The sequence below is a fragment of the Phormidium sp. CCY1219 genome, assembly GCF_035615515.1.
Taxonomy (GTDB): Bacteria; Cyanobacteriota; Cyanobacteriia; order Cyanobacteriales; family Laspinemataceae; genus CCY1219.
In genome coordinates this window covers 1-16,758 of record NZ_JAJENT010000408.1, presented here as the reverse complement: position 1 = coordinate 16,758, position 16,758 = coordinate 1, and the positions used below count along the sequence as shown (strand labels likewise).

At 52.3% G+C, this 16,758-nt stretch carries 7 protein-coding genes; 2 read left to right on the top strand and 5 right to left on the bottom strand.

The window, feature by feature from the left end; genetic code table 11:
- Positions 1-1,431 precede the first annotated feature (1,431 nt).
- Positions 1,432-1,656 carry a DUF4327 family protein gene (locus tag LKK83_RS09025; protein ID WP_324630748.1) on the top strand — a complete coding sequence of 75 codons (225 nt, stop codon included), beginning with the start codon at positions 1,432-1,434 and terminating at the stop codon, positions 1,654-1,656.
- Between the two features lie 78 nt (positions 1,657-1,734).
- Here the strand turns inward: LKK83_RS09025 and LKK83_RS09020 are convergent, their stop codons facing one another.
- The 4 genes from LKK83_RS09020 to LKK83_RS09005 all read right to left on the bottom strand — a co-directional run bounded on the left by LKK83_RS09020 (position 1,735) and on the right by LKK83_RS09005 (position 10,693).
- Positions 1,735-2,958, bottom strand: coding sequence for an FHA domain-containing serine/threonine-protein kinase (locus tag LKK83_RS09020; protein ID WP_324630747.1), 1,224 nt, complete (start codon positions 2,956-2,958; stop codon positions 1,735-1,737).
- Positions 2,959-3,065: 107 nt separating this feature from the next.
- A complete protein-coding gene (locus LKK83_RS09015; RefSeq protein ID WP_324630746.1) occupies positions 3,066-5,345 on the bottom strand; it encodes a serine/threonine phosphatase in 2,280 nt (759 codons plus the stop codon).
- 300 nt (positions 5,346-5,645) lie between these two features.
- Entirely contained in the window at positions 5,646-9,182 is a 3,537-nt protein-coding gene (locus LKK83_RS09010) for a PAS domain S-box protein (RefSeq protein ID WP_324630745.1), read from the bottom strand.
- Positions 9,183-10,096: 914 nt separating this feature from the next.
- Positions 10,097-10,693, bottom strand: coding sequence for a pseudouridine synthase (locus LKK83_RS09005; RefSeq protein ID WP_324630744.1), 597 nt, complete (start codon positions 10,691-10,693; stop codon positions 10,097-10,099).
- Positions 10,694-10,822: 129 nt separating this feature from the next.
- Here LKK83_RS09005 and LKK83_RS09000 point away from each other — a divergent pair, with 129 nt between their 5' ends.
- Positions 10,823-16,489: a PAS domain S-box protein gene (locus LKK83_RS09000; RefSeq protein ID WP_324630743.1), complete on the top strand. Its 5,667-nt coding sequence runs from the start codon at positions 10,823-10,825 to the stop codon at positions 16,487-16,489.
- Positions 16,490-16,652: 163 nt separating this feature from the next.
- On the opposite strand, the gene LKK83_RS31985 is transcribed toward LKK83_RS09000, so the two are convergent.
- The coding region (locus LKK83_RS31985; RefSeq protein WP_442957300.1) for a CHAT domain-containing protein at positions 16,653-16,758 on the bottom strand (106 nt) is incomplete at its 5' end.

The following is a 16,758-nucleotide window of genomic DNA, read 5'->3' as shown; positions in this document are numbered from 1 at the left end:
GGTAAGACTTTATTTTCCCAAGCTCACCTGACCAGAAGACCAGACTTATCTAAGTTTGGTAGCCGTTAGGGGTAAGAATGACTTCTTTGATTTCGGGTGAAAAGCCCAGAGGTGGAGAGATTGGCAAGTGGGACTTGTGAAGCCTATAGTTGCGATCGCGGAGCCGAGACCCCGTAGACTCGGATCCAAAGCTGCAAAGTCAGTGGCGGAAAAGCTGCGGCACCGGTGACCTGGCGAGGGAATAGGGAAGCACAGCCGGTGGCGATCGCCACCGACAAAAAAAGGGGGGTTAATCCCCAAAAAAATTTGTAAAAATCCGACGAAAAAATTGGAACATTTTATGGTAGAGTAAATAAGTGACAGGCCAAAAGGAACTGTCAAGCTAAGTTTACCGGACTTTTTTCCCCTCGTCTGAGGGCAAAAAGTTCACCCAGACCGATTCATACATACCGGGGCTTATCATCGGTTCGGTGGGGTGGAATTGCCATATCGGGCACTAATGTGGCCTGAGGGATGATGGGGGAGAAAACCCATTTCACAGACATAGCGAATTCAGCGGCAAGTCTCAGGCGCGAAAGCGTCGCGATCGCGCCGATCGAACAGTGGCACGCTGGAATCAAAAGATGCTGACGGAAAGCACAATTCCTCATCTAAGGAAGGGGAAATCGGCTTTCGAGGAAAGTGGCGGGATGCCGCAGGTGCGCGCTTTGGCGAACCAGATGCGGGTTGATGCCATACAACGGCGGGAGAAGCGATGGGAAAACCGCTACCACTTCTACCGGAGGCGCAGGCGCTTTTTCGGGGGGAGGGGAAAACGGAGTTGCGATCGCGATCCGCACAGGATGAAATCGAAAAAACCGTCAGCTGAAAAAAAAATTAAAAATAGACTTGCCAAAACCAGCGTGCTACGATAAAAGATATAGAGTAGTTTCTCAACTGACTACCGAATCTAGGCATTGATGTACCGAGCGCCGCTCCGTTTTATTCGGGGTAAAGCGCGTTCTGGGAGACCTAGAAGCGACCCATGTCAACCTAGGTCAATCGAAGGTTCGCCTGGATGCGAGGCAATCGCTGAAAAGTAAAACTTTACAATGGTTCAGATTCTTTGCACAGACAACAGAGCTGTTTCCACGGGAGTATCAATCAACGATTATTTCAGTACAGTGCGTGGAATGCAGTGGAAAGAGGATGCCGAAACATCTACAGCGCGAGACTAAAGCGAGGTCACCCATTTCGGTTTCTGAATGCCAGCGTTCGGAGAGAATGCTTAGAAACGGGTCTCCAATCGCGGCACCAAACGGGAACAACCGGTTCGCCCAAAATCCGCCGTCAACTCTACGAGGATGGGGCGAGTGCAGGGTGCGGCCATTGGGAAAATAGTCTTGAGAAGCAATAGAAAAGTTGCAATTTTTGGAAAATTTAAGAGGTATTATGAGCCAGAAGGTTTGTCACCCGATGGAGAAATTACAGCGTCAAGTGCGATCGCTAGTAGACTCAAAAATCCTGAAGCCCAGCGATAGCCTGTGGAAAATTGCCTTTCTGTATGGTGATGAATGGCAGTTTTGGAAAAGTGAATTGCTTGATTTTGGCTTTTCGATGAAAGACCCGGTACTCCATCTGATCGCGGTGGAGTCGTGGGAAGAGGAGGATGAGTAAAAGCCCCTGACGACACATCATCAATGGGTTTTGGGAGTGAGGATGTGAAGAGCGATCGCTCCACCCATCCCTCACCCCCTACAAACAGGCTGCCAAGGCACGAGCGAGTTGGGCAGCCGTTTGGTAGCGATCGCTCGGTTTCGCCTGGGTTGCTTTTTCGATGGTAGCGCGAACTGCCGGAGTGATGCGCGGGTCATTTTTCACATTAAACCCATAACTTTGTCCGTGCAATTCAAAAAACTTCTGGGGGCTTTCCGCAGTCAGCAAAAAAATCAAAGTCGCACCGATCGCGTAGATATCCGACTGGGTAAGCGGTTCCCCTCGGTTCTGTTCCGGGGCGGTATAATCTGGTGCGCCAATGCAGGTACCCAAAGGGGTGCCGATTTCCTTCACCGCACCAAAATCGAGAACCACAATTCGATTATCGATTGTCCTGACCATCAGATTCGCCGGTTTGATATCCCGATGCACGATCGGCGGGTCGAGAGAATGGATATACTCCAATACCTCACAGGTTTGAATCATCCAATCGATCGCCTGAGGTAACGGCACAGGTCCGCGCTGAAAAACGCGCCGTTCCAAATCCTGACCGTGGATCGTCTCCATTGCCAGATATTTTTTGCCATCTTCCACGAAAAAATCATAAAACTGGGGAATTCCCGGATGAGCGAGACCTTCAAGCACCCGCGCCTCGCGCTCGAATAACTCCCGCGCTTTCGGGATGCGAGTCATATCCGCATTCATTTCCTTAAGCACCAACATGGTGGGACGGGAGTTGCCCTTTTCCGGGGGGACGAACGCCAGATAAGTCGTACCCATTCCACCTTGTCCCAAAGTTTTCAACACCTGATACTCGCGAATCTGACGTTCCACCTGAATCGGTTGACCGCAGTGAATGCAGAATAAAGTATTCGGAGGATTGTTCGCGTGAGTGCATGTTGCGGATCCGCGACGGGGTGCGGCAGTTTGGGGTTTGGGTGCCGGAACGCTCATCTGAAACTTCAGCACCGGACCGCCCGATGCCAATTGAATCAATGCCCCATCATTGACCCACGCTTGATGAGAAACGAATTGGCCATTGACAAAGGTGCCATTGGTGCCGTAGCTGACAAGCTGCCAATAATCACCCGATTGACTATCCTGCGGGGGGTGCAGTTCTAGATGCTGGCGAGACACCACCGGATCGTCGAGTACCACCTGATTTTCCGGAGATCGCCCCACGCGAATGACTTGCGGCTTGTCAAACCGCCACTGATGTAGGGGAGTCTGGTTTGCAGAATCTAACAGAGCGAGAGTAACCACCTTGGAAACTCCTGAAAACACAAAACAATACAGTCGAGAAAAGAGGCAGGGAGAGAGCAAGAGAAAACCGCTCCCCCGCCACCTCACGAATTATACCAACCCACCACTCAATCTTCTTCCACCAGAGCGCGGATGGCGATCGCCGTAATATTATCGTGACCGTTGTACTGATTTGCCAGATCGATTAACGCCTTCACCCCTTGCGCCAGATCGGCATTCTTCTCAAGTAACGGTTCGATGTGAGTCGAGCCATACTTCTCCAACAAATCGTTATCCGTCAATCCATCAGAAGCCAGAATCAGCAACGTATCTTCCTCAACATTAAAAAACTGAACGTCAGGGCGGACAAAATCCTCATTGCGCGGACCGAGGGCTTGAGTCAGTTGGTAAGCATCCGGACGAGAGTAAGCCGTAGCCGGATCCACCCCCCGTTGAATTTCCCGCTGACCCACTTCGTGATCCAGGGTCACTTGCTGCAAACCGCGATCGCGACTAAACCGATAGAGACGACTATCCCCCACATGGGCCACCGCCACCGAAGTATCTTGCACCAAAGCCATCACCAACGTCGTCCCCATGCGACCACTACCGCCGCGCAGTTCTTCTTGATTGCGCTGGTAAATCGCTTGGTTCGCGTGCAAGATAGCCGATCGCAGAATTTCGCTATCCGGCAAACTCTCTTGCCAGTAGGTATGCAAATATTCGCGCAGGGTATCCACCGCCAGGGCACTCGCCACTTCGCCGCTTTCGTGGCCCCCCATGCCATCGCAGAGAATGTAAAGACCCTTCCAGTGAGTGGATTGCGATCGCGACCCCAGACGTTCCTTGTGCTGGGTTTCGATGCCAAAATCATCCTCATTATGAGTCCGTTGGCGTCCGATATCCGTAGCACCCGCCGCCGCCAGAGACGCCAATTCCATCGGCATCACCATCGTCGGCGCGTCCGAATCCTCCACATCCTCAAAGTAGTCCGACCCTTGCAGGCGAGTGGTGCCCCCCGAGAACGTGGGCGGAACCGTGGGCGGGGGGGGTTCGATCTGCTTCGCGAGTTCCGATAAGCGCGATCGCAACTCCTCCATCGTCGAGACCGTTCCCTGAGTGACTTCCCCCATCAACCCCTGCAACTGCACCAGATGTTGGCTATCCTCGCCATCATCCGCCGCCACCGAACCATTAAACAGCCTTTGCCACAGTGCGCCTAACGCCGTTAAACTGGGGGGAGCATTCGAGTCCTCCGCATATAACCGCTGCAGACACAATACCTGGTCTTCATCCACCCGCAAATTCCCCGGTTCGAGCAAGCTTTGACGACAGTGCCACTCTTCTAACCCCGCCCACAGTTCCGTCATTTCCTGCACCCAATGCAACACCTGGGCCGGATGAGTCAGTGCAGTTTCGGCGCTATTGACTAAAAGCGGCAACTCAGTGCGGTCTTCTAACAGTAAAACCACCCGTTCATCCTGATGCCAAGCATCGTGGATCGTCGGCAAATTGGAATAAAAGTGGCCGTGAAGGGCGAGATAGGCATGGGCGATCGCCGGAATTGCCATTGCCCACGCCGGTGTTTCTTTCTGCGAGGTCATTTCCGAAGCGGGATAAAAAGATTCTACAGAGTGAGAACTCAACGCCGACAGCGGCGACTGCTGCAGGGGCTGAGTATCCAAGACTTTAACCGTCACCTCCCCCGAAATAGCCTCCCGAGGCACCTCCTCTAGCAATTGATACCGTTGTTGCGAGTCGAGATAACTCCCTGCCGGCATCGGTATGGGCGCGGAAGATTCACTCCCCTCCAATGCTTCCATGTCTGCATCGACTTCTGAGGAGAAAACCGAGTCCTCTTCCACTTCTTCCCCGGGGGTTTCAGCACCGATCGCTTCTGCTTGCGATGCTTGCGCTGCTTCAGTTTCCGGTAGCGCTTCCGGACTTTCCACTGCCGATTCTTCCCGGTTTTCGAGATCCTCGGCGGGAGTTGCCTCGGCAGAAACCTCTGCTGAGGCATCTGCATCTGCCATGAACGCCGAACCGGCTATCCCTGCAGTAGAAGACCCAATGGGAATTTCGGTGTCCGAAGAGACCTCCGTCTCTAGCATTTCCGACTCAGGTGCCACGCCCACGGGGGGCAAGTCTTGCGCCGCTTCTGCTTCTTGCGGGGGCGCAGACTCCAGGGGATTGGCAGACTCTTGCGCCGCAGATGGGGTGCCATTTGGCGAGACGATCGCCCACCAAATCTGACCCGTTATCGCGTGGCAATTATCGCAGCGCAAATTGCTCACCCTTACCTTGGTGCCGCATTCCGGACAGGACTTATGGGTTAAAGAGGTGCCACACTTTTGGCAAAACTTGTGGGTGTTCGGATTCTGGAACTGACATTGAGGACAGACAAGCATGGGAATACTTCCAGTTAGGGAATGGATAGGTTAACGTTCAGATTTTAAACAGGGTTTTAAACACCATAACTTTCCCAATTTTAATTGCACCCGTAACATGCAGCAAAATCAACCCCCCCGACGCCGAGGGAGAATTGCTCCAAAATTTTCCGGAAAAATAATTGACAAAAACAGTTAAATGTGTTAAGTAAGTCATCCGAGGGAAACGATGCAACCCCAAAGGCCGCGTTTAGCGCCTTTGCACTTCGCTTGCAAAACCGTGGTTGCCCGCTTACCCGGTTATCCGTCAGGGGGAAAAGTTCAATTTAAGGTTAGCGGAATTTCCACGATAAAAGAAGTTTTGCGATCGCCACTTTCCACGAAAATCTGCCCTCCTAAATGGGTGGTGAGTTTTTGCACCAACGCCAACCCCAAACCGGTGCCTCCTTGCTTCCAAGGGTCGCCACTGGGGATGCGGTAGAACTTTTCAAACACATGATTCATTTCCTCGGGTGGAATTTCGATGCCGGTATTAGTAACGCACAACCGGATGCGATCGCCCTTGACAGTAGCAGAAACGATAATCTCCTCTTCCGGCGGCGTGTACTTGCAGGCATTATTCAACAACTCCATCATCACCCGTTCCAAACTGGAAGTTTCGGTAACAATTGGCGGGAGTGGCGTGGGAAGATTGAGGTGTAAATGTTGCTGACGCTGGTTGGTGCGGTCCTCAAAGCGCGCAGTTAATTCTGCGAGCCAATGTTCCAACTGAATTTCCGATACTTCCCGAGTGTAAGCGGCATCTAGGCGCTGCAAATCCAGCAAATCGTTAATTAAATTAATTTCGCGCTCGCATTGGTCGTGTAAAATCCTCAGATAATTTGACAGACGGTCTCGCACCGAAGAGGAGGGAATGGAAGCGGGGTCAGCGTCAGGCGTTTCCCATTGTTTGCAGAGAATTTGTACCATTTGGATCGCCATTTTCATGTTGGTCATCGGCGATCGCAATTCGTGGGAAACCGTGCTGAGAAATTCATCTTTCAGACGATTGAGCGTTTCCAACTCGTCGAGTTTCCCCAGGGTTTCTTGATAGAGGCGAGCTTGACGCAGGGCGATCGCGCATTGCGACGCCACCAACTGCACCAAGCGAATTTCCGGGTCGCCAAACACCCGAGACTGAGAGTGCAACAGTGCCAAATGGGCGATCGCCCCTCGGTCGTCAAAAATCGGCACGATTAACTTCGCCGCCACCATTTGCGCCAGATCCGGACAAGCTAAATCCCCCAATTCAGGACCTTGAAAATATTGCATTTGCCCGGTATCCCAAGCGATAAAATATTCGCCGGCCAATAATTTGTCAAACACATGGGGTGCTTGTGCGATGGGAATCACTTGGCCCAAACCCGACCCCATGTTAGACTGGCTGGATTCGTAGCAAATGGTTGCCGTGGTGCGATCGGCATCGTAAAGCGCCGCGCAACAATAATCGACCTTGAGAACGTTGGCCAATTCTGCAACCGCCGTTTGCAGAATATGAGCTTCGTCTAAACTTTCGCGGACTTTATCGGTAATGCGGCAGACCAAATCGGAAAATTCGAGGGATTGTTGTAATTGTGCCGTGCGTTCTTGCACTTGAAGTTCGAGGGTGCTTCCCACTTGGGAAAGATGACGATACAACTGGGACTGAGAGATAGCAATTCCCAATTGCGCGGCTAATTGTTGCAATAATGTGGTTTCTTGAGACAACCAGTGACGGGGGGAGGAACAGTGATGAGCCACCAGCAAACCCCACAGGTTGGATAACCCCATCGTCGAAGATTCAGAATCCATCGTGTTGAGGGTTCTCGGATCCCGACTCGGCGTGACCAGGGGCACCACTAAATTGGCTTTGACGTGAAATTCCGAGAGTAAAGCGGCGTAACAGGGAGTCAGATTAGCGGCATCGAGATCGCTCATGGCATGGATGCGACCTTGAAGGTAAAGGGGGACGAGGTTTTCAAAACAAGGGTCGTGGATGGTGGTGCCGACGATTTTCGGCCAAGGGTCGGCAACGGATTCGACCAGGACCGTACCGCTTTTCCAACCGGGCTGGAATTGAAAAATCAAGACCCGATCGCATTGGAGAAATTCCCGCACTTCGGTGACGGCGGTGTTGAGAATGGCATCGAGGTGAAGCGACTGACGAATGCGGGCGATGGTGCGGGCGATCAAGCGTTCCCGCTGAAACTGATGGGTTAGGGAGACTTCGGCGCGGAAGCGATCGCTAATATCGCAGAGGGTAGCGAGGGTTCCTGCATAGCGATCGCCCGGGTCAAAAAGCGGCTGGAAGGAGACCAAGGTCCACAGGGAGGAACCATCGGGGCGACGCAATTGCAAATCTTGTCGCCCAGAGACACCGTAGCGAGTTTCGGCGATCGCCTCAGATGCGATCGCCCGAGAGCGCTCGTCCACAAAGTCCAAAAATGGCTTTCCGAGCATCTCAGCTTCCGAAAGCTGGAGGATTTTCATCAGTTGCGGGTTGACATAGGAGAGGTTTCCCCCAGGGTCGAGGGTGCAAAGTCCGTCGCTGGTGGTTTCGACAATGCGGCGATAGTGTTGTTCGCTATCGCCCCCGGGCGCTTTGGGCGGAGGCGAATCGGGCTTGGGGGGGGTGGTTTGCTCTGCGGCGGGGTGCAATTGTGCTGCCGACGCACTGACGTCTGCGGTCTGGTTTTGGATGCCGATAAAATGGGTTAATTCTCCCGCACAATTGCGGACCGGATAGATAGAGAGTTCGCAGCAAAACTCGGTTCCATCTTTGCGGGCGTTGCGGACGATCGCCCGGGTTTTTTTGCCTTGGGCGATGCACTGGGTGATTTTGGCGAATGTCTCGCGATCGCCAGATTGCAAGAAGCGGTAATTGCGCCCGATCGCTTCGGCGGCACTATAGCCCAGCAGTCGCTCGAAACTGGGGTTGACATAGACGATTGGATTGTCCGGTAAGCGGGGATTGGTGATGAAAACTGGGCTTTTGGTGCGGGCAAGGGTTTGCTCGAACACCGGGACGACGCTATTTTCGCAATGCTTTGCCGGAGGGTCATCTGCGGCGGCGATGCAGCCGAGTTGCTTGGCTTCGATGGCGGCGATCGCTTCTGGGGAAATGTCCGGGAACGCAGGAAGGGGTTGCGTCACTGGGGCAGGGGTTCGGGTTCCCTGGGGGTGCATACCCGCAGTGGCTTCCTCACTCCCCTCCTGGGTGCGGGCAAACAGCTCCCCGGCGAGAAATAAACCGGGTTTCTCACCTACACCGGCAGCGCAAGACAGGGTGACGCTGACCCACAGCTTACTCTTGTCATGGCATTGCAGGCGAAATTCTCCCAGGGGGAAGGGAGGCGAGAGACAACCGCGATCTCTCGGACACCACTGACAGGCTTTTTGACGAGTCAGAGCCTTCAGTTTCCGTTGGATTCGCTGGCGATCCTCCGGATAAATCAGATCTAAAAAATTTCGCCCTATCAGTTCTGGTGCGGCGTAACCCAATATCGAGGCTCCTTGGGGGTTAATTGCTAGAATACAGGCGGTTAAATCCAGGTAAAAGTAAAGCCGACGCCAGTGCGGGGAGTCCCTCAGGGATTCGCTGTAGTCTCCTTCAATGTTATCTGGCAATTCTGCGTTAAAATAGGGCGCTGGACAAAAGATGTCTGTCCGATCGCGGTTGGATTGTGCGCGATCGGGGGAAACAACTGTTGCGCGCGAGGAAGAGACGCGCCTGGGAGCATCTCGCCGATCGCGATCGCCGCACTGGGCATTATCGCTCATTTGAGGTTCGCGGTACTCTGGTGGGTCGCTCCACTCGCTAAAATAGCTGTTCGACGTCATTCCTGAACTCCTCTCGACTGGATGTGATGGATAATGTGAAAATTTGTTAAAGTTTTTTTGAAGTTTTCATAAAGTTTTCCCGAGAGCGTTTCCCGGGGTGGTCACCGCCCCCAAAAAAATGCCCCCTGCTTCTTTTCTCCCCATCTGTTTTTAATGTCCCCCTGCGGGTTGTCCACCCCTTCCCTACGTTCAATGTAGCAAAACCCAGACCATTATACAACCCGAATCAACCGGGTTGCAAGCTTCAAAATACACAAATCAACTCAATCCGCCTTCTTTATTCTGCCTTAACTCTGGGTTTTCCTGAGACGGTAAAGTTCTCCTCACCGCTTCTACCCCCCCCCGATCGATTTGCCTAGGGGGTGAGCCAATGACTCCACCGCTTCTTCACTTTCTTTACGCAGTTAGTTTGCTACTGCAAACCATGCCAACTCATCGGGTTAAATCCGTTATGTTGTTTCCCCACTTTACCCCAATATTTCTTCTACCTATCTTTGTTCTCGGATGTATTTCTCTCAACGGTTTGGTCTTTCTTAAAAAAACTCGCCTCAGCCTTTATTTTATTACCCTACTAAAATCTCTCCTGCCATTCATAGCAATCTCGCAAACAGCAGTTCCATTTTCCTAGAAACCATGTTTCCTCATCCTTATAGGACAAACCTTTTTATTCCAAAAAATAACCAATTCAAATAATAGGTGAGTTTTCAGGCTTCTTTTTGCAGAGAGTAAAAAATCGAAAATTGACCCAAATATTAACCGACAATAAAATCGCAATTTAAACTCCTAAATATATGCAAACTAAATGAAAAACAAGAGCGGGACTGAGCCGGAGGTGGTGCAGGTTAAACTCGGAAAACCAACTCAGGAACAATTGTAGCCACGAAATGTTGGCGATCGCAAAAGCAATCCGATTATCAGCGCAAGAGTTGGTGCAAAGCTTTGACTTCTTCCGCCGTCAAATCCCGCCACTGGCCCGGTTCCAATCCCTGCAAGCGCAAATGAGCAATACCAGAGCGAACCAATCGCAAGGTGGGAAATCCCACCGCCGCCGTCATCCGGCGAACCTGACGATTTTTGCCTTCAGTCAGGGTCATTTCCAACCAGCAGGTGGGCACGGTTTTGCGGTAGCGAATCGGTGGGTCGCGCGGCGGTAACGGTGGGGGGGCAGATAATTGCTTGACTTTCGCCGGACGAGTGCGATAATTCTGAATTGAGATTCCATTTCGCAGTTGATTTAACGCCGCCGCATCGGGAATGCGCTCTACCTGCACCCAGTAGGTGCGCGGATGAGCGAATTGGGGAGAACAGAGTCGGTGCTGTAGCTGACCGCGATTAGTCAGCAGCAGCAGTCCCTCGCTGTCGCGATCGAGCCGACCCACGGGATAAACCGACGGTACGGGGATATAATCTTTTAAAGTGGGACGCGGGGTGCCCCCATCAGCGCCACTGGCGTCGGTAAACTGAGTCAAGACGCCATAGGGTTTGTAAAACAAGAGATATCGAAAAGTCACGGTTAAGAAAAATCGAGGGTTGTGATTCCCGGGCGGGGCTGACGCCTAATTTGCTGACAACCCAACTTCCTGTCCCTAAGTTATCGAAATATTGATTATCCTCAATAAAGAAAGATTTGACAAGAGTCTATGTACGCTGCTGCAAGTCCCGATTTATTCTCCCGGTTTTTAGAGCATTTGCCCGTTGCGACGGCGATGCTCGATCGCGATCTGCGCTATCTCGCCGTGTCTCGCCAATGGTTGCGGATTTACGGACTCGAGGCGCAAGGGGTTATCGGTCAACCCTGTCACCTGGAAAATCTGGGCGAAACCTCGGGAAGGGATTCTCCAGGGGTAGAGTTCCAGGGGGAGGGGGAATCGGTTCCCCGATCCGTTCCAGACGCCACAGAGGCGCGGAAACTACAGGCTCATCAGTGGCGAGAGAGCAACGGAGAGATAGGCGGTTGGATCGTGACCTTGGAGGGCGATCGCGCTGAGGGAACAGCCCAGGAGTTCTCTGCATCTCCTTCTCGAAGTCCCGACTTTTTGAGCGCCACCTGGGAACGAGTGGGTGTGGGGATGGCACAGGTGGGAATCGGGGGTGAATTTATCCGGGTCAATCCCAAGTTTTGCGAGATTCTCGGCTATGATGCAAGGGAGCTAACCGAGATGCAGAGTCGGGATATCGGGCATCCGGAGGATTGGGCCAGAGATGTGCAGGGGAAGCGTCGGCTTTTGGCTGGAGAAATGGCCACCGATGGGATGGAGAAACGGTTTTTTGATAAAAATGGAGCGGTGGTGTGGGTGAAATTGACCCGTTCTCTGGTGCGGGATGCGGATGGATCGCCGAGTTATTTTATTGAGGCGATCGAAGATATCGGCGAGGCGATCGCGGATCGCGGGATCCGGCGCAAGCGGGAAGCGGATTTAAGCGCGGCGCAACAAATGGCGCATGTGGGGAATTGGGAATTCGAGGTCGCCAGTGGAAGGATTACCTGGTCCGACGAAATCTTTCGGATTTACGGGGTAAACCCCGCCGAGGGCGTACCCAGCTTCGCGGAATTGGTGCAATTGTATCATCCCGAGGACCGAGAGGAGTTCCAAGGTCGAGTGAATCAAGCGATCGCCCAGGGCCAAGCCTATGAATTGGAAGCGCGGATTGTCCGTCCCACGGGAGAGATTCGGTATGTTTATGCAAAAGGAGAAGCTTATACACAAGCCGATCGCGTGGTGCGGTTGTTTGGCACCCTGATGGACATCACGGAGCGTAAAAGGGTGGAACTGGCACTGCAAGAGGCTTCCGAGGAACTGGAACGCCGGGTAGAAGAGCGAACCGAGCAACTGCAAGCCACGATCGCGCAATTACGAGAGAGCGATCGGCGCTATCAAACTCTCACCCAAGTCTCTCCCGTGGGGATTTACCATGCGGATGTCAGTGGAAACTGTTTGTATGTGAACCAGCGCTGGCGTGAAATTGCCGGACTTTCCCGGGAGGAAAGTTTGGGGACAGGATGGCTGAGTGCCATTCATCCCGAGGATCGCGATCGGGTCTTCGCGGAATGGGAAAACGCGCGTCGAGAAAATCGCCGATTATCGATTGAGTATCGCATGGTCGATCCTTTGGGGAAAATAACCTGGGTGTTGTCCCAGGCGGTGGCGGAACGAAACGAGATGGGGGAGATTCGCGGGTATGTGGGGTCGATAACGGATATTAGCGATCGCAAAGCTGCCGAAACCGCATTACAGCAAGAAAGAAACTTATTTGTGGGCGGTCCGGTTATCGTGTTTCGCTGGAAACCCGAAGCTAATTGGCCGATGGAATATGTATCGCCCAATGTGACGCAATTGGGATATCAACCGGCGGATTTGACCTCTGGAACAGTACCGTTTGCCACCCTGCTGCATCCCGAGGATGTAGAACGAATTGCCGCTGAGGTGCAGCATTATTGCGATACCGGGGTGAATGCGTTCGAGCAAGAATATCGGCTGCAAAATGGCGCGGGGGAATTTCGCTGGATGTATGATTTTACCGTAATCTCTCGCAATGAAAGCGGTGAAATTACCAATTTTGATGGGTATTTGCTCGATATGACCGAGCGCAAGCAAAATGAAGAAACCCTGTTGCGGATTAGTAAAGCGGTAGATAGTGCCAGCGATGCAATTTCAATAGCCGATGAAAAGGGCAATCATATCTATCATAATCGCGCTTTTGCCGAACTTTACGGCTACGACACCGTGGAAGCGTTTAATGCCGCCGGCGGTATTCCCCATGTGTTTACCGATTCAACGGTGGCGAGGGAAATGCTGCAGATTATTACCAGCGGCAAATCCTGGAGTGGGGAACGGGAAGTGAGAGCGCGATCGGGACGGTGTTTTGAAGTGTTTGGTCGCACGGATGCCATTCAAGATAACCAAGGTGAAATTATCGGCTTTATTGGCATTACTACCGACATTTCCGAACGCAAAGCGTTAGAACGTCAACTGGCGCATCAACAGGCACTTCTGAATTCCTTGATTGACAATTCTCCCCTGGGTATCGGCATTTTAGACCACCAGATGCGTTACTTGCAACTCAACGAAACCTTAGCGGAAATGCACGGGATTTCGGTAGCGGAACATTTGGGAAAAGCCGTCAGGGAAGTTTTACCCGAATTGGCTGATAATGTGGAACCTGCGTTGCAATACGTCCTCAACACAGGTGAATCGATTGTTAATGTAGAAATCAGCGAAAACATGCCGATGCGGGGGGGATATCGGACGGGACTGTGTTCTTTAATTCCTTTGAAAACCAGTGACAACGCTATAGCAATTGGGTTGTTTATTCTAGATATTACGGAACAGAAACGCGCCGAAGCTGAGTTGCAACAGCAGGCGCGCATTCTCGACCAGCTTTGCGATGCGGTGATTACCACTGACCTACAGGGGAACGTGACTCGCTGGAACCAGGGGGCGGAACGAATTTACGGGTATGCTGCAGCGGAAGCGATCGGTCGAGAGATTACTTTCCTTTATCCATCGGATACTGTGATGTATTTCCAGCAGGAGATGATGCCGCAAATTCAGCAACAGGGAAGTTACGAGGGAGAAATAAAAACGCAGCGAAAATCCGGTGATTTGGCTGATGTTTATCTATCGGTTTCCCAGGAAAAAAATGGCGAAGGGGAAGTTGTGGGTCTGATTGTATATAATATCGATATCACCGAACGAAAAGAGGCGGAACGGGAACGACGGGCTACGGCGCAAAAACTCTCGTTGCTGGTGCGCGAAACTCCTCTAGCGGCGATCGAGTTTACTCCGAATTTGGAAGTGGTCGCGTGGAATCCCGCAGCGGAACGAATTTTCGGCTACAGTGCCCAAGAAGCAAATGGGCGCGATATATTTGACTTAATCGTGTTGGAAGAGTTAAGAGAACAGCTCGAACCGATTAAAAGTCAATTGCTGAATCAGGAAGGCGGGACTTATCATGTGAATGAAAATCGTACCAAAGATGGGCGGACGATTGTGTGCGAGTGGTACAATACGCCGATAGTTGATGAAAGCGGAGAAGTCAATGGGTTAATTTCATTAGGGTTGGAGATTACGGAACGCTTGGAAGCAGAAGCTGCAGTGCGAAGAAGCGAGCAACTGTATCGGACGTTAGTCGATAATTTCCCCAACGGGGCGGTGAGCTTGCTCGATCGCGACTTGCGGGTTATCCTGGCGGGGGGTACGGAATTAGCCAAAATGGGGTTATCGAAGGAAGTTGTGGAGGGAAAGAGCATTTGGGAGGTGTTTCCCCCAGAGAGTTGCGATCGCGCTGCGCCCCGGTATCGCGCCGCCCTGGCGGGAGACCCCAGCGTTTTTGAATCTCAATTGGGCGAGGAAACTTATATTATCCATGCGCTACCTCTCCATAACGAAGCCGATGAAATTTTTGCCTGTTTGGTGATGTCGCAAAATATCACGGAACCTAAGCAAGCGGAAGAAGCCCTGCGACAAAGTGAAGAACGATTCCGCAACTTAATCGAAACCACCAGCGATTGGGTGTGGGAAGTGGATGGGGAAGGGTGCTACACTTATGTGAGTCCGAATGTGCGCGAAATTTTGGGCTACGAACCGCAGGAGGTATTGGGGAAAAAACCAACGGATATTATGCATCCTATAGACGCCGATCGCGCGAGTGAGAGATTGGCCGAACTCTGCGCCGGAGGAGAACCGTTCAAATTTGTGGAAAATACCAACTTGCACAAAGACGGTCATCGGGTTATCCTGGAGAGTAGCGGCGTCCCGATGTTCGATCGCGAGGGGAATTTCCGAGGGTATCGGGGGATGGATCGCGATATCAGCGATCGCGTATTCGCAGAAGCCGCCCTGCGAGAACGAGAAGCGCAACTGCGAGAAACCGCCCAGCGCGAGGAACTGCTCAATCGCCTGATCGACCGCATTCGCCAGTCTCTCGACTTGGACCGCATTTTGCAAACCACCGTCCAGGAAGTGCGCCACTCGTTACACCTCGATCGCTGTACCTTTGCGTGGTATCGTCCCCAGTGGGAACCCCCCGCCTGGGAAGTGGTGCGAGAATCTGTCGCCCCAGACCTTCCCAGTCAGCTTGGGGTTTATCCCACCGCAGAGTTGGGAAGAATGGTGGAGGAGCATATTTTAAGCGGGGAAGAACTGCGGGTGGAAGATACAAGCCGAGTAGAAGACCCGGTATTGCAGCAGTTTATGCAGGGAATAGGGGCGCAGGCGGGGGTGTATATCCCCCTGCAAACCCGGGGGGGAGAAGTGGGTGCGATTGTCGGCTGGTGCGGCGATCGCCGTCAGTGGCGCGACATCGAAATCGAGTTACTCACCGCGATCGCCTCCCAACTGGCGATCGCGATCGACCAGGCCCGCCTCTACGATGATGCAGCCACCGCCGCCGCGACCGCCAAAGCTAAAAGCCAGGAATTGGAAGGAGCTTTGCGCGAATTGCAACAAACCCAAACTCAACTGATTCAAAGCGAAAAATTGTCCTCCCTCGGTCAGCTTGTCGCCGGCGTTGCTCACGAAATCAACAATCCCGTAAGCTTTATTTATGGTAACATCATTCCGGCTCAAGAATACGCCGAGGGACTGTTAGCACTGATCGAATTATATCAAGCCAGCTACCCCGAACCGCCAGAGACCATTGTAGCCGAAATGGAGGCGATCGAGCTAGATTTTATCGCCGAAGACTTGCCAAAATTGCTGCAGTCGATGAAAGTGGGCGCAGAACGCATTCAGGAAATCGTCCGGTCTTTACGGAACTTCTCTCGCCTGGATGAAGCCCAGGTGAAAGAAGTGGATATCCATGAAGGGATTGATAGTACCCTGATGATTTTAAATAGCCGCTTGCGCGAACTCCCCAATCGACCGGCGATCGAGATTGTGAAAGAATACGGAACTCTGCCCTTAATTGAGTGCTATCCGGGCCAGCTCAATCAGGTGTTTATGAATCTGCTGGGAAATGCGATCGATGCCTTAGAGTCATCCCTAACCGATCTAAACCACCAAGGACAAATGACCAATGACCAACAACAAATGACCATCCAAATTCGCACTACAGTTGACGGTGAATTCGCCGTTATCCGACTTGCCGATAACGGGTGTGGGATGAGCGACTCCGTGCGACAAAAACTGTTTGAACCATTTTTTACCACCAAACCAGTGGGTAAAGGAACCGGATTGGGATTGGCCATTAGCTATCAGATTATTGTGGAAAAACATCGCGGAGAATTAGAGTGTCTGTCCCAATTGGGTCAAGGAACGGAAGTTATCTTAAAAATTCCCATTCATCAGAGACAGCAGCGCAACTAATAGTCGCGTTTTGGCCAACACTAGCGAAGCCCGGGGCGACAGCGCGATCGCCCGCCCTATTTTTATTGAAAAATCGGCCAAATGTGATATAATATCCCCCAGACTCGTTCCCAGCAGATGGCGATCGGGCCTATCTGGAGGCTGGGTCTCCCCACCATCTCACTCATCGCCACTCCCCCTGCAACGTAAACGCCGCCCAAAAATAGGGCGATTTCCACTCCTCACGTTGCCACATCTCCAACTGCGCCTCCCGCAACGCTTCCGCCGGG